12 protein-coding genes are annotated in these 13,635 nt (G+C 59.4%); 4 read left to right on the top strand and 8 right to left on the bottom strand.

Annotation, left to right across the window (positions count from 1 at the left end; genetic code table 11):
• Nucleotides 1-374 precede the first annotated feature (374 nt).
• Complete coding sequence (fumC, locus tag F617_RS0117920; protein ID WP_026330925.1) at nucleotides 375-1,766, top strand: class II fumarate hydratase; 1,392 nt, start codon at nucleotides 375-377, stop codon at nucleotides 1,764-1,766.
• Between the two features lie 208 nt (nucleotides 1,767-1,974).
• Nucleotides 1,975-2,907: an alpha/beta hydrolase gene (locus F617_RS0117915; RefSeq protein WP_019566211.1), complete on the top strand. Its 933-nt coding sequence runs from the start codon at nucleotides 1,975-1,977 to the stop codon at nucleotides 2,905-2,907.
• A 66-nt stretch (nucleotides 2,908-2,973) separates the two neighbouring features.
• On the opposite strand, the gene F617_RS0117910 is transcribed toward F617_RS0117915, so the two are convergent.
• The 4 genes from F617_RS0117910 to F617_RS0117895 form a co-directional block, all read right to left on the bottom strand.
• On the bottom strand, nucleotides 2,974-4,611 hold the full coding sequence (locus F617_RS0117910; RefSeq protein ID WP_026330924.1) for a CTP synthase: 1,638 nt from the start codon (nucleotides 4,609-4,611) through the stop codon (nucleotides 2,974-2,976).
• 150 nt (nucleotides 4,612-4,761) lie between these two features.
• The gene (gene secG / locus F617_RS0117905; RefSeq protein ID WP_003515429.1) at nucleotides 4,762-5,220 is read right to left on the bottom strand and encodes a preprotein translocase subunit SecG; all 459 of its coding nucleotides are present in this window, start codon (nucleotides 5,218-5,220) and stop codon (nucleotides 4,762-4,764) included.
• A 115-nt stretch (nucleotides 5,221-5,335) separates the two neighbouring features.
• Nucleotides 5,336-6,106 carry a triose-phosphate isomerase gene (gene tpiA / locus F617_RS0117900; protein ID WP_003515430.1) on the bottom strand — a complete coding sequence of 257 codons (771 nt, stop codon included), beginning with the start codon at nucleotides 6,104-6,106 and terminating at the stop codon, nucleotides 5,336-5,338.
• A 214-nt stretch (nucleotides 6,107-6,320) separates the two neighbouring features.
• Entirely contained in the window at nucleotides 6,321-7,202 is an 882-nt protein-coding gene (locus F617_RS0117895) for a dienelactone hydrolase family protein (RefSeq protein WP_019566207.1), read from the bottom strand.
• A 209-nt stretch (nucleotides 7,203-7,411) separates the two neighbouring features.
• On the opposite strand from F617_RS0117895, the gene parE reads away from it, so the two are divergent.
• Nucleotides 7,412-9,532, top strand: coding sequence for a DNA topoisomerase IV subunit B (parE, locus tag F617_RS0117890; protein WP_013636223.1), 2,121 nt, complete (start codon nucleotides 7,412-7,414; stop codon nucleotides 9,530-9,532).
• A gap of 43 nt (nucleotides 9,533-9,575) precedes the next feature.
• Here the strand turns inward: parE and F617_RS0117885 are convergent, their stop codons facing one another.
• Genes F617_RS0117885 through F617_RS0117875 form a run of 3 tightly spaced genes read right to left on the bottom strand, consistent with a single transcriptional unit; the run spans nucleotide 9,576 to nucleotide 10,901 of the window.
• Complete coding sequence (locus F617_RS0117885; RefSeq protein ID WP_026330923.1) at nucleotides 9,576-10,187, bottom strand: ATP-dependent Clp protease proteolytic subunit; 612 nt, start codon at nucleotides 10,185-10,187, stop codon at nucleotides 9,576-9,578.
• Between the two features lie 43 nt (nucleotides 10,188-10,230).
• Nucleotides 10,231-10,590, bottom strand: a complete 360-nt coding sequence (locus tag F617_RS0117880; protein WP_019566205.1) for an SRPBCC domain-containing protein — start codon at nucleotides 10,588-10,590, stop codon at nucleotides 10,231-10,233.
• Nucleotides 10,587-10,901 carry a helix-turn-helix transcriptional regulator gene (locus F617_RS0117875; protein ID WP_026330922.1) on the bottom strand — a complete coding sequence of 105 codons (315 nt, stop codon included), beginning with the start codon at nucleotides 10,899-10,901 and terminating at the stop codon, nucleotides 10,587-10,589. The genes F617_RS0117880 and F617_RS0117875 overlap by 4 nt, the downstream gene beginning before the upstream one ends.
• Nucleotides 10,902-11,065: 164 nt before the next feature.
• Between F617_RS0117875 and F617_RS0117870 the strand changes: the two genes are divergently transcribed.
• Complete coding sequence (locus tag F617_RS0117870; RefSeq protein WP_003515446.1) at nucleotides 11,066-12,622, top strand: phospholipase D family protein; 1,557 nt, start codon at nucleotides 11,066-11,068, stop codon at nucleotides 12,620-12,622.
• A 31-nt stretch (nucleotides 12,623-12,653) separates the two neighbouring features.
• Here the strand turns inward: F617_RS0117870 and F617_RS0117865 are convergent, their stop codons facing one another.
• A complete protein-coding gene (locus F617_RS0117865) occupies nucleotides 12,654-13,487 on the bottom strand; it encodes a response regulator (RefSeq protein WP_003515447.1) in 834 nt (277 codons plus the stop codon).
• Nucleotides 13,488-13,635: the final 148 nt, after the last annotated feature.

Genomic DNA, 13,635 nt, shown 5'->3' with positions numbered 1-13,635 from the left:
AAACGCCGAAGTCCAGAACGCACCCGAAATGAACCTCATATTACGGCCAAAACCGTAAAAACGTAATTTCCAGAATTGGCGAGAATGGTTAAATTTCTATTTATTTCATTCACTTTGCCGTGGTTGGCCAAGCCGTTCAAAGCCGATGAAACCCCGGTTTTCCGGGCTTTCATCGACGTAGTAAAAATGACACGCCAAGGTCTTTTTCTTAACCGGGCAGGATGAGCGCCAAAATCGCCCTGTCCCAAGGGAAATATCTGCCAGGCATGCCTCGCAACGCTTTCATTGCCAGCGCGATGATTCTATATATCGGCGCGCGCAAGGCGGGCGAAGTGCCGTTTTGGCGGAGGAAAACGAGTAAAAAGGCAAGATTGATGACAGCCACACGGACGGAAACCGATACATTTGGACCCATTGAAGTTCAGGCCGATCGCTATTGGGGCGCGCAGGCGCAGCGCTCGCTCGGCAACTTCAAGATCGGCTGGGAAAAGCAGCCCGCCTCTGTCGTTCGCGCGCTCGGCATCGTCAAGCAGGCCGCCGCCCGTGCGAACATGGCGCTTGCAGGCCTCGACCCCAAGGTAGGCGACGCCATCATCGCAGCTGCACAGGAAGTCATCGACGGCAAACTGACCGAGCATTTCCCGCTGGTCGTCTGGCAGACCGGCTCCGGCACGCAATCCAACATGAATGCCAATGAGGTGATTTCCAACCGCGCAATCGAGATGCTCGGCGGCGAAATGGGCACCAAGAAGCCGGTTCACCCCAACGACCACGTCAATATGAGCCAGTCCTCGAACGACACCTATCCGACGGCGATGCACATCGCCTGCGTGGAAGAAATCGTTCACCACCTGCTGCCGGCCCTCAAGCACCTGCACACGGCGCTGGAAGCCAAGGTCAAGCAGTTCGAAAAGATCATCAAGATCGGCCGCACCCACACGCAGGATGCCACGCCGCTGACGCTCGGCCAGGAGTTTTCCGGTTATGCCGCGCAGGTCGCCTCGGCGATTGCCAATATCGAACTCACCCTGCCCGCACTTTCCAAGCTTGCCCAGGGCGGCACGGCGGTCGGCACGGGCCTGAACGCCCCCGTCGGTTTCGCTGAAAAGGTTGCCGAAGAGATTTCCAAGATCACCGGCCTGCCGTTCGTGACGGCGCCGAACAAGTTCGAAGCGCTTGCCTCGCACGATTCCATGGTGTTCTCGCATGGCGCGATCAATGCCGCAGCAGCAGCCCTGTTCAAGATCGCCAACGACATCCGCTTCCTCGGCTCCGGCCCGCGCGCCGGTCTTGGCGAATTGTCGCTGCCGGAAAATGAACCCGGCTCATCGATCATGCCGGGCAAGGTGAACCCAACGCAGTCGGAAGCGCTGACGCAGGTTTGCGCCCACATCTTCGGCAACAATGCCGCGCTCTCCTTCGCAGGCTCGCAGGGGCACTTCGAACTGAACGTCTACAATCCGATGATGGCCTACAACTTCCTGCAGTCGGTCCAGCTTCTGGGCGATGCCGCCGTCTCCTTCACCGACAACTGCGTCGTCGGCATCGAAGCCCGCGAAGACAACATCAGGAAGGGCGTCGAGAACTCGCTGATGCTCGTCACGGCTCTCAACAGCAAGCTCGGCTACGACATCTGCGCCAAGATCGCCAAGACCGCGCACAAGAACGGCACTACACTGCGCGACGAGGCAGTCGGCGGCGGATACCTCACGAACGAGGAATTCGACCAGTATGTGCGCCCGGAAAACATGATCGGCCCGAAGTAAGCCGGTCGAGATTATCGCTGGAATAGAGAACGGGCCTTCGGGCCCGTTTTTTGTTTGTTCGATTGACGGATGAGCGATGAGACCGTGGTGTAGGGTCAAAGCATTGAGATGTCCCGGTACTGACCACTCTTGGTGTTTTTAAATCGTCCCCGTAAGCTGTTGTTCCGCAGAGAATGCCGAAACCAGATGCACGATTGAGGATGACATCATGATCTGCCGCCGCAGCCTGCTTCTTGGTGGTGCGTTCCTCGCCACGGCCATGAAAGTCCCAAGTCTGCTTGCGCAAGGCGATAGGCAATGGATTTCACTTTGGCCCGGCCCGCCTCCGGGTGGCGGTGGTCCGAACGGCGTCCCGGATATAAGCAAAAAAGGCGCTGTCACCAACATTGCCGTACCGAGCCTGGAGGTTTTCGCTCCCGCAAAGCCAAATGGTTCCGCAATGATCATTGCAGGTGGCGGTGGATATAAACGCATCGAGGAAGGCAAGGAGTCCTATCCCGCCGCACGCTGGCTCGCGGCCAGAGGCATTTATGCTTTTGTCCTCACCTATCGTCTGCCGATTGAAGGATGGGCTGCTGGACCGCTGGCACCGCTTCAGGATGCGCAGCGCGCATTTCGTCTGGTGCGTGCACGCGCTTTGGACCGGCAGATCGATCCGCACAGGATCGGCGCACTTGGTTTTTCTGCGGGTGGGCACTTGATGGGGTTGGCCGCCGCCCGCTCGGCTTTTGCGTCTTACGAAGCAGTCGATGACATCGACAGGCAATCAGCCCGGCCGGATGTTGCGGCCCTGATCTGTCCGGTCATCACGCTTGCAGCGCCCTATGAACATACATCGACCCGGAGGGCACTTATCGGCAGGCACCCGACAGACGAGGCAACACGAGAGTGGTCAGTGGAAAGCCATGTGAGCAAAGATTGCCCTCCGGTCTTCCTCACGCAGGCAGATGACGACCGGATTTCCAATCCCGCCAATAGCCGTATCATGCAGCAGGCGTGCGAGAAGGCGGATGTCGATGTCGAATTTCACCCAATCATTTCTGGCGGCCACGGCTTCGGCATGGGCAAGCCCGGAACCCCCACGCAAGAATGGCCTGGATGGTATGAGGCATGGCTGAGGAAGCACAACCTTCTGGCCTGACGCTTTCTGTGCGCACCCCAATAAAAAAGGGCCGCAAAAGCGGCCCTCTTCATCTCATTCAAACCATCAAACCAGCCGGCTCTGCTCCACCGCCGCTTCAACGAAGCTGGCAAACAGCGGATGCGGGTCGAGCGGGCGGCTCTTGAGTTCCGGGTGGTATTGCACACCGATGAACCAGGGATGGTCAGGATATTCCACCGTTTCCGGCAGCACACCATCAGGAGACATGCCCGAGAAGACGAGGCCGCACTCTTCCAGCCGGTCCTTATAGTCCACATTCACCTCGTAACGGTGGCGGTGGCGCTCGGAAATATCCGTGGAACCGTAGATTTCGGCGATCTTCGTGTCCTTCTTCAGCGCTGCCTTGTAAGCGCCGAGACGCATGGTGCCGCCGAGATCGCCCTTGGTGGAGCGCTTCTCCAGCTCGTTGCCCTTTACCCACTCGGTCATCAGGCCAACGACGGGCTCAGCCGTCGGACCGAATTCGGTGGAGGAGGCATTCTCGATGCCGGCCAGATGACGCGCCGCTTCCACGACTGCCATCTGCATGCCAAAGCAGATCCCGAAATAGGGCACGTTGCGCTCACGGGCGAACTGCGCCGCCATGATCTTGCCTTCCGAACCGCGCTCGCCGAAACCGCCCGGCACCAGAATGCCGTTGACCTTTTCGAGATAGGGCGTCGGATCTTCCTTTTCGAAGACTTCCGACTCGATCCACTCCAGCTTGACCTTGACGCGGTTGGCAAAACCACCGTGATGCAGCGCCTCGATCAGCGACTTGTAGGCGTCCTTGAGGCCGGTATATTTGCCGACGATCGCAATCGTTACCTCGCCTTCCGGCGTGCGGATACGGTTGCAGACCTCTTCCCACTGTTCCAGACGCGGCTTCGGCGCCGGTTCGATACCGAAAGCGGCCAGCACTTCCGAATCGAGACCTTCATTGTGGTAGGCGATCGGAACGTCATAGATGTTGGCAACATCCAGCGCCTGAATGACGGCGGAAGGACGCACGTTGCAGAACAGCGAAAGCTTGCGGCGTTCCGCTTCCGGGATTTCCCGGTCGGCGCGCACCAGCAGAATGTCGGGATGAATGCCAAGCGCCTGCAGTTCCTTCACGGAATGCTGGGTCGGCTTGGTCTTCAATTCGCCGGCCGCCGGAATGTAAGGCATCAGCGTCAGGTGAACATAGATTGCAGTGCCGCGCGGCAGATCGTTGCCGAGCTGGCGGATCGCCTCCATGAACGGCATCGCCTCGATATCACCCACCGTGCCGCCGATTTCGCAGATGACGAAGTCGTAATCGTCATTGCCTTCGGTCACGAAATCCTTGATCTCGTTGGTGACATGCGGAATGACCTGAACGGTCGCGCCGAGATAGTCGCCGCGGCGTTCCTTGTCGATGATGTTCTTGTAGATCCGGCCAGTGGTGATGTTGTCGGTCTTGGTCGCCGAACGCCCCGTAAAGCGTTCATAGTGGCCAAGGTCGAGGTCCGTCTCGGCACCGTCGTCCGTCACAAACACTTCACCGTGCTGTGTCGGGCTCATCGTGCCGGGATCGACGTTCAAATAGGGGTCAAGTTTGCGAAGCCGCACCCGATAACCACGGGATTGCAGCAATGCTCCGAGTGCCGCAGCTGCGATGCCCTTACCGAGAGAGGAGACCACGCCGCCTGTGATGAATACATATCGCGCCATGGGATTCACCGGATACCTTTTTACCTCTGATTCCGCCAGCCCAAATTTCATGCTGTTGCAAATTCGCTGTTGACGAATTGGCAATGGGATGTGGCGAAATGCGAACAAAAGAAAACCGGCAGGCTTTTGGCCTGCCGGAGCGTTAAATCATAACCGGGCTTATTGACCGGTCGGAACTGCGTTCGGATCGGCGGGCTTGGCCGGTGCCGGAGCGGCTTCACCAGCAGTGGCCGGCGCAGGCGCGGTCTGCGCAGGTGCTGCAGCGCCGCTGTTGGTCGGAACGCCATTCTCAGCCGGAGCCGGCGTTGCCGGCGTCTGTGCCGGGCCGAGCGTGTCGAGAATGCCGTTGCCCTGACCCTGCGTGGCCGGAATACGGTTCAGAATATCCGTCGGGCGCGATTCGTACCGGGTCAGAAGACCAAGTCCGAGCGACGTCACGAAGAACAGCGCGGCAAGGATACCCGTCGTGCGGGTCAGCGCATTGGCCGTTCCGCGCGCGGACATGAAGCCCGAACCGCCGCCGATGCCGAGGCCGCCGCCTTCGGAACGCTGGATCAGAACCACGCCGACAAGCGCCAGCACGATCATGAGGTGAATAACAATCAAAACGGTCTGCATGACAATCCATTCCATGCCCCGCGCGGAGCACTACAAAGAAGGTTTCGCGGCTCTTTACATGAGGCGAAGGCTTATTCCAAGCCCCTTTCCCGCCACTGTGGCAGGAAAGCGTGTCTCAAGCCGTCAGTTGCTCGTATGCCGCATAGATGGAAAGGAAGTCGGAGGCTTTCAAGCTCGCGCCGCCGATCAGTGCGCCGTCGACATTCTCGACACCCATCAGTTCCAGCGCATTGGCAGGCTTCACCGAGCCGCCGTAGAGAATCCGCATGGTCTTGCCTTCATCACCAAAGCGCTTGACCAGCTCGTCGCGCATGAAGGCATGAGCCTCGCGCACATCCTGCGTGGTCGGCGTCAGACCCGTGCCGATGGCCCAGACCGGCTCATAAGCGATGACGGTGTTTTCGGCGGTTGCCTCGTCCGGAAGCGATCCGGCGAGCTGGCGCTTGAGGATATCGAGCGTCTGGCCCGCCTTGCGCTCGTCCGCCGTCTCGCCAATGCAGACGATTGCGATAAGATCGGCCTGATGGGCGGCAACGGCCTTGGCACGGACCAGATGATCCGTCTCGGCATGGTCGGTGCGACGCTCGGAGTGGCCGACGATGACATGGGTGCCGAAGCAATCGGCAATCATCTCGGCGGAAATGTCGCCCGTATGCGCGCCGGAAACATTCTGGTGGCAATCCTGTCCGCCAATCATCAGCGGGCTGTCGTCGCAGAGCGCGGTTGCCACATAAAGAAGCGTCGATGGCGGGCAGATCAGCGCATCCACCTTTTCCGAAAGCGCGCCCTTGACGCCCTCAGCCATGGCCTTGATCTGATCGAGCGACGAACGGGTGCCGTTCATCTTCCAGTTTCCGGCTACAAGCGGTCGAACATTCGGCGTCATGCGTATCCCATTCCCTTTGTCTCGGAGAGCCGCTTGCGCGAACACCCCTTACCTCAGCCGCCAGGCGGCCCCTAATCGCGACAGAAACCCTGCCGGAAATCCCGGAATATTTCCTTAAACGCAGCTGATGACAATTGGTACAAAAAAGCAGTCATAAGCTTCAAAACGTCAGTCAATTTGCCGAAATTCGCGCCTGTCGAACCAAAACTGGACCTCATCGGCTCAAAATCCAGTTCAAAACCGCCCGCCAGTCGGTCATGCGCACCGGCGTTCCATGCGTGCCTGTCTCAAAAAGCGTGAAGCGCGCCGGCTCTCCCGCCTTCAGCAAGGTGCGGAAGATGGTCGCCTGGCTCTCGGCGGAATAGACCTTGTCGGCGCTGCCATGGGTGAACCACACCGGCTTTTTGGCTTTCGCAAAGGCGCTCTTCGGAAAATCGGGATCGACCGCGCCGCCAAGGATCGCCATACCCTTGAGATTGCCGACCGTCGCCTTGTCGCGGCTGATGCCGTAGCAGATGAAGCTGCCCATGGAGGCGCAGGCCAACACCACCGGCTTGCCGCCGGATTTGCTAGCAGCATAGGCGATCAGCGCGGAAACGTCGGCAACGCCATTGGCATCGAAGGATCGTACGCTCGGCACATAATAGGTGCCGCCATTGGCGACAGCCAGATTTTTCAGCCGGTTGAAATTGCCGCCGAACGTATAGTCGTTCATGCCAAGCCGCCGGTCGCCGCCGCGCCCGTGAATGAAGATCACGGTGAAGGCCTGCCCGGATGATGGCCCGACGCGGCCCACCTCAAGCGCCCTGCCCTCAACCGCCACGGATTCCATCGCCTGCGCTGTCTTGGGCGCCATATCCACATATTGCCGCTTCACCCGGCGTTCCGGTACCTCGTCGCGGCCGTTGATATCGCGCATCTCCTGATAATCGATCACCTCAGATGCGCCGCCATCGGCCGTGGAAAGCACTGTCTGGCTGGAAAACAGCTCGTCCTTGAACGGCCGCAGCGGCCCGTCCGCCGCCCCGGCACCGCCCGGCATCGCCGCAACAGTCAGGCAGAAAAGAGTACAAAACGTGAAATGAGCTGTGGACATGACTTGGTTAACCGTTCATTCGTGGCTGCGAGACTTGCCATTGCCAGGGCGGCAGCGCAATCCTCCTGTTGCGAAACCCTGACATAGTCGTGGCATAGGGTGCGCCGCGTTAGGCCACACGCCCTGCACGTTTGGCGCTATACTCGCCCCTATTGGCATACTGATTCGCTTGGCGAAATTCTGACGACACGCTTTTTTGAACCTTGGACATGATGGACGATAGCAACGATCTCTTCTCCGGTCTTCCGGTGGCACCAAACAGCGAAACGGAAAAGAACGAGGACACGGCAAAACCCGTGAAGGCCCCGGTGTCCGCAGCCGCGAACGTGAACGTGCAGCCGAAACCAGCAGCCGTTGCGGCCGTTACGACGCCCCCGCCCCCAGCGCCCGTGTCCCCCTCCGGTGACGACTACGGTGCCTCGTCGATCCGCGTGCTCGAAGGGCTGGAACCGGTGCGCATGCGGCCCGGCATGTATATTGGCGGCACCGACGAGAAGGCGCTGCACCACCTCTTTGCCGAAGTCATCGACAACTCCATGGACGAGGCCGTCGCAGGCCACGCCAATTTCATCGAGGTCCATCTCGATACCGAGGGTTTCCTCACCGTCACCGATAACGGACGCGGCATTCCGGTGGAAAACCATCCGCAGGTTCCGGGCAAGTCGACGCTCGAAGTCATCATGACCAAGCTGCATGCCGGCGGCAAGTTCGATGGCAAGGCCTATGAAACCTCCGGCGGCCTGCATGGCGTCGGCGTTTCCGTGGTCAATGCGCTGTCCGATCTTCTGGAAGTGGAAGTCGCCCGTAACCGCAAGCTTTACCGCCAGCGCTTTTCGCGCGGTGCGCCGATCGGCGGTCTCGAAGAACTGGGTGACGTGCACAACCGTCGTGGCACCCGCGTGCGTTTCCATCCGGACCCGCAGATCTTTGGCGATCACGCAAAATTCGAACCGGCCCGTATTTTCCGCATGGCCCGCTCCAAGGCCTATCTCTTCGGCGGCGTCGAAATCCGCTGGAGCTGCGATCCCGGCATGGTGCCCGCCGGCGGCGAAATCCCCGAAAAGGCCGTGTTCCATTTCCCCGGTGGTCTGAAGGACTACCTGGCCGCCACGCTCGGCAAGGAATTCACCGTCACCCGCGAGATTTTCTCCGGCCGCACCGAAAAGACCGGTGGCCACGGCGCGCTGGAATGGGCTGTGACCTGGTATGGCGGCGACACGCAGATCCATTCCTATTGCAACACCATCCCGACGCCTGAAGGCGGTACGCATGAGGCCGGTTTCCGCATCGCGCTCACCAAGGGCCTGAAGAACTATGCGGAGCTGACCCAGAACAAACGAGCCAGGGAAATCACCACCGATGACGTGATGATCTCGGCAGCGGGCATGCTCTCCGTCTTCATCCGCGAGCCGGAATTCGTCGGCCAGACCAAGGACAAGCTCGCGACCGTCGAAGCCCAGCGCATCGTCGAAAACGCGCTACGCGATCCCTTTGACCATTATCTCACCGGCAATCCGGGCGAAGCGGCGAAGCTGCTGGACTGGGTGATCGAGCGCGCCGAAGAACGCCTGCGCCGCCGCAAGGAAAAGGAAGTCAACCGCAAGACGGCGGTGCGCAAGCTGCGCCTGCCCGGTAAGCTGGCGGACTGCTCGCAGAACACGGCTGAGAATGCCGAGCTTTTCATCGTCGAGGGTGACTCGGCTGGCGGCTCGGCCAAGCAGGCGCGCAACCGCGCCAATCAGGCCATCCTGCCGCTGCGCGGCAAGATCCTCAACGTCGGCAGCGCCAGCCGTGAAAAACTCTCCGCCAACCAGCAGATCGCCGATCTCATCCAGGCGCTGGGCTGCGGCACGCGCACCAAGTACCGCGAAGAGGATCTGCGTTACGAACGCATCATCATCATGACGGATGCCGACGTCGATGGCGCTCACATCGCCTCGCTGCTCATCACCTTCTTTTATCAGGAAATGCCGGAACTCATTCGTGGCAACCACCTCTATCTCGCGGTGCCGCCGCTCTACGTCATCCGTCAGGGTGCCAAGAGCGCCTATGCACGCGACGACGCCCACCGCGCCGAATTGATGGAAACCGTCTTCAAGGGCAAGAAGGTCGAAATCGGCCGCTTCAAAGGCCTTGGCGAAATGATGGCGGCACAGTTGAAGGAAACCACCATGGATCCCGAAAAGCGCACCCTGCTGCGCGTCGAGATCGACGACGTGGATTTCGAAGGCACCCGCGAGGCGGTCGACAATCTGATGGGCACCAAGGCGGATGCCCGCTTCCGCTTCATTCAGGAACGCGCTGCCTTCGCGGATAATCTGGATATCTAATCAACCGTCCCGGCCAGCCATGCGCCAACCGGGACGATTTGAGTCATGCCGCCGCCACATCTTCGCGAACGTCCAGAACGCGGTCGATCAAACCCCACTCCAGTGCCTCTTCCACCGTCATGAAACGGTCGCGATCCATTGCCGCTTCAAACTGGTCATAGCTGCGTTTGCAATGCTGGGCATAAAGCCGCGTCATTCGGTGCTTTGTCTGCCTGATTTCTTCAGCATGGATGAGCATATCCGACGCCTGCCCCTGAAACCCGCCGGACGGCTGGTGAATGAGGATGCTGGCGTTGGGCAATGCCGCCCGCGCGCCCGGTTCGCCCGCCATAAGCAGGAACGAGCCCATCGAACGGGCGGTCCCCATGCACAGAGTATGAACCGGCGCGCGGATGTAGCGCATGGTGTCATACATTGCGAGACCGCTGGTCACGACGCCGCCTGGAGAATTGATGTAGAGATGGATCGGCTTTTTCGGGTTTTCCGCCTCCAGAAACAGCAGTTGCGCGCAGACAAGCGCGGAAACAGCGTCGTTGACCTCACCGTTGAGAAAGATGATCCTTTCCCGCAACAGCCGGGAATAGATGTCGAAGGACCTTTCTCCCCTAGCGGATTGTTCAACTACCATAGGGACGAGTTGCATCGCTTCGCGCATCGGCGAACTCCTGTCGTTTGAAAATGTAAGGAAATGTCGTGGATCAGGCGGCGAGCTTGATGGGCGAACGGTTGTGGTTTGCGGCGGCCTTTGTCATCCGACCGGAACCGGTGATGGGCAACTCATGAATGACCCGCAGGCTGGTGCCGCCGCTCGCGTTGGGTGCAATCCTGAAGGTGACGGTGCTTTCCAGAAATGGCGGAACGTCATCCCGCATCCTATAACAGACCTCCTTCCCCGGGGTGATCATAATCGCCTCGGGTTCAGCCAAAGCCTCCTTCGGCAACCAGTTTTCACGGAAGGCCGGAATGCTGATCGCACGCCAGACTTTTTGCGGCGGCTCATCGAGATCATATTCCAGCGCGACAACGGGTTTGGGTGCTGCGGGCAGTTCCCTGTTCATTGATCCATATCCTTCAGCAAGAGCTTCAGTGCTTCAACGCGCTGCGGCCAGTAGGCGCGGTATTTGCCAAGCCACGTCGCAATCCGTGTCAGCCCATCCGGATCGACCTCGTAATTGACAAAACGACCCTGCCGCCGTTCGACGACCAGCCCCGCCCCCCGCAGCACGGCAAGATGCTGCGACATGGCCGGCTGGCTGATATCGATACCCTCACGCAAGGCGGAAGCGTTCTGGGCACCATCCGCGAGCTTTTCGAAAATAGCGCGGCGTGTCGGATCGGCCAGCGCCCGGAAAATATCATTCTCTGTCATGACAACAGATAAGCATAGACTTATGTGATTCACAAGTCCCGCCTCCTGCATTCGCTTCGCAAGGCAGCCTTTTTCTCCCGCACCCTCTTCTGCCGTGAACGCTTTATGTGCTCGCGCGTTTTCACCCGGCCTGATAATCTTCAGGCCGGGAGTGATCAAAACAAGTGACTGCATTTACGGTCTTTATCGCCATGGTGCTGCTGGTCGTCGGACCAGCCCTGTTTGTTGTCATCAGCAAGCAGCGGGAAAAGGCCATTCCCAAACGCCCCTCAACTGCCCTGCCCGTTGCCGAGGATGCGACCGGGCTCGACCGCCACTGGCAGTCAATAAGGAACGGCTGGAACGAGAAAAACGCGCTCTGCCTGCTGCATTCCAATCTGGATGCCTTTGCAGTGCGTATGGCGGCCGCGCGGGCGGCTGGGCGCAGCCTTGATCTGATGTATTACATGTGGAATGCCGACCTGACCGGTCGGCTGATGATGCGCGAGGTCATTGCCGCGGCAGATCGCGGCGTGCGCGTGAGGCTGCTTCTGGACGATCTCGGCGTCTCGATGTCCGACCGCATCTTCCACGCCATCGACAGCCATCCCAATATCGAGCTGCGGCTCTTCAACCCGACCAGGGCGCGGGAAAACATCCTGTATCGAAGCCTGGAACTGGTCCTCCGGTTCCGAAGCGTCAACCGGCGCATGCACAACAAGGCGTGGATTGCCGACGGACGCGCCGCGATCGTTGGCGGCCGTAATATTGGCGACGCCTATTTCGATGCCGCCGAACGGGCCAATTTCCACGATTTCGACATTCTCGGTTTCGGCAGGATCGTTGCGGATGCCACCGAAATCTTCGACGACTACTGGAACAGCGCCGTTTCCGTTCCCGTGCGCTCGCTTCTGGCGCGCAGGCCGAGCAAGCTTGCCAGGTTAAGACGCGAGCTTGCTGCACTGCCGAAAAGCGAGGCTGCCAAACCCTATCTCGAGCGCGTCGAAAACCAATATGGCAGCGGTCATTTCCTGATGTCGGACCGCCTGCACTGGGTCGATGAAGCCGACGTGCTTGCCGACCCGCCGGAAAAAGCAGCGGGAAAACGCCGCAACGGCCACAACTTCCTGATGGAGAGCCTGCTGCCGCTGATGCAGGCGGCAAATGACAGCCTGCACATCACCTCCCCTTATTTCATTCCCGGCAAACAGGGCTTGGACATTTTTGCAAACCTTGCCGAGCGCGGCGTCTCGGTTGCCATCCTCACCAACTCGCTGGCTGCAACAGATGTTGCCGCCGTTCACGCCGGTTACGCACGGTATCGAAAGCCGCTTCTGCTGGGCGGGGTGCGACTGCATGAACTGCGTGCACAGGCGGACCAGCCAAGCTTTACGCTTCGCGGTTCAGGACAGGCGAGCCTCCACACCAAGGCTTTCTCCCGCGACGGCAAGACCGGCTATATTGGCTCGCTCAATTTCGATCCACGCTCCGCGTCTCTCAACACGGAAATGGGCGTCGTTTTCACCTCAGCCCCGCTGGTTGCGCGCATGGACGAGATATTCAGCGAAGAGATCCGCCGCTCAATGAGCTTCGAGCTGGATATAGACAACGGCAATCGCATCGTCTGGATGACCGAAGAACACGGCCAGCCGAAGACATACAGGCGTGAACCGGACGCTGCCATCAGCCGCCGGATCGTCGCGGGCATCATGCGTTTCCTGCCGCTCGAGTCTCAGCTTTGACTTATCGCGGCTTTGATAACGAACAGTCCGGTCAGGCCGCCGGTCTCACGCCAGCCTTGGCCAGCTGTATCTGCACCAGCGTGTCGAGGTTCTGGTTGACGCGGCAATAAAATTCCTCGTCGATGAAGGGCCGCAGCATGAAATCGTTGCCACCCGCCTTCAGGAACCGCGCCGACAAAAGCCGGTTGGTGGAAGAGGAAACGCCGATGATGCGCAACTCGTGCGAACCGCGCACGGTGCGGATGCGCCGTGTCAGTTCGAAACCGTCAATATCGGGCATATTGTAGTCGGTCACCACCAGCCCGATATCGGGATTGGCCTTCAGGATTTCGAGCGCCTTCGCACCGCTATCGGCAAGGCTGACGCGGAAATTATAACGCTTGAGGCGGCTGGAAAGCAGCGCCCGCGCCGTTGGGCTGTCATCCACGATCAGCACATGGTGGCGGTGGTTGGTGAGGAACCGACAGATGGATTCCGTCAGCATGTCCACGGCAAAGATATTGTCTTTCAGAATGTAGTCGACCACATTCTTGGCGATCAGCGTTTCGCGGGTCGCCTCATGGAACGTGCTGGTGAAAACGATGGTCGGGATCGAGAGATCGATCAGATATTCCAGCGCCTCGCCGTTCTCCGCCCCCGGAAGATTGATGTTGGAAATCGCAAGCGTCACGGGTTCGGCCGAGTGTTCGTAGCACGCCTGCAACTCCTCGAAGTTGCGGCACACCTCCACGGAAACGCCCAGCAATTCCTTCAGGCGCATGCTCACCATCTGGGTGAACACATTGGTATCTTCCGCAAGCAAAATGCGGCAATTGGTAAATGGCACACCAGAATATTGCATGCCCGTAATGCCCAGAAAATTCATTTTGTCCCAGTCCCCCGTCGTCTTTCACGGGAAATTAGCAGGCGTATTTTTCAGAATGATTAATAACACTTTTGCCCGAAAACAGTCGGCATACATGCTTACCCAAAAGAAAACACGGCCCCCGAGGGAGGGCCGTGTTTCGAATGCT

It is taken from the genome of Agrobacterium sp. 10MFCol1.1, assembly GCF_000381165.1.
GTDB lineage: Bacteria > Pseudomonadota > Alphaproteobacteria > Rhizobiales > Rhizobiaceae > Agrobacterium > Agrobacterium tumefaciens.
This window is presented reverse-complemented; position numbering and strand designations above follow the sequence as displayed.

Coding starts and splice junctions, on each gene's coding strand:
- fumC (WP_026330925.1), top strand. CDS start 375: ATGACAGCCACACGGACGGAAACCGATACATTTGGACCCATTGAAGTT.
- F617_RS0117915 (WP_019566211.1), top strand. CDS start 1,975: ATGATCTGCCGCCGCAGCCTGCTTCTTGGTGGTGCGTTCCTCGCCACG.
- secG (WP_003515429.1), bottom strand. CDS start 5,220: ATGCAGACCGTTTTGATTGTTATTCACCTCATGATCGTGCTGGCGCTT.
- tpiA (WP_003515430.1), bottom strand. CDS start 6,106: ATGACGCCGAATGTTCGACCGCTTGTAGCCGGAAACTGGAAGATGAAC.
- F617_RS0117895 (WP_019566207.1), bottom strand. CDS start 7,202: ATGTCCACAGCTCATTTCACGTTTTGTACTCTTTTCTGCCTGACTGTT.
- parE (WP_013636223.1), top strand. CDS start 7,412: ATGATGGACGATAGCAACGATCTCTTCTCCGGTCTTCCGGTGGCACCA.
- F617_RS0117885 (WP_026330923.1), bottom strand. CDS start 10,187: ATGCGCGAAGCGATGCAACTCGTCCCTATGGTAGTTGAACAATCCGCT.
- F617_RS0117880 (WP_019566205.1), bottom strand. CDS start 10,590: ATGAACAGGGAACTGCCCGCAGCACCCAAACCCGTTGTCGCGCTGGAA.
- F617_RS0117875 (WP_026330922.1), bottom strand. CDS start 10,901: ATGACAGAGAATGATATTTTCCGGGCGCTGGCCGATCCGACACGCCGC.
- F617_RS0117865 (WP_003515447.1), bottom strand. CDS start 13,487: ATGAATTTTCTGGGCATTACGGGCATGCAATATTCTGGTGTGCCATTT.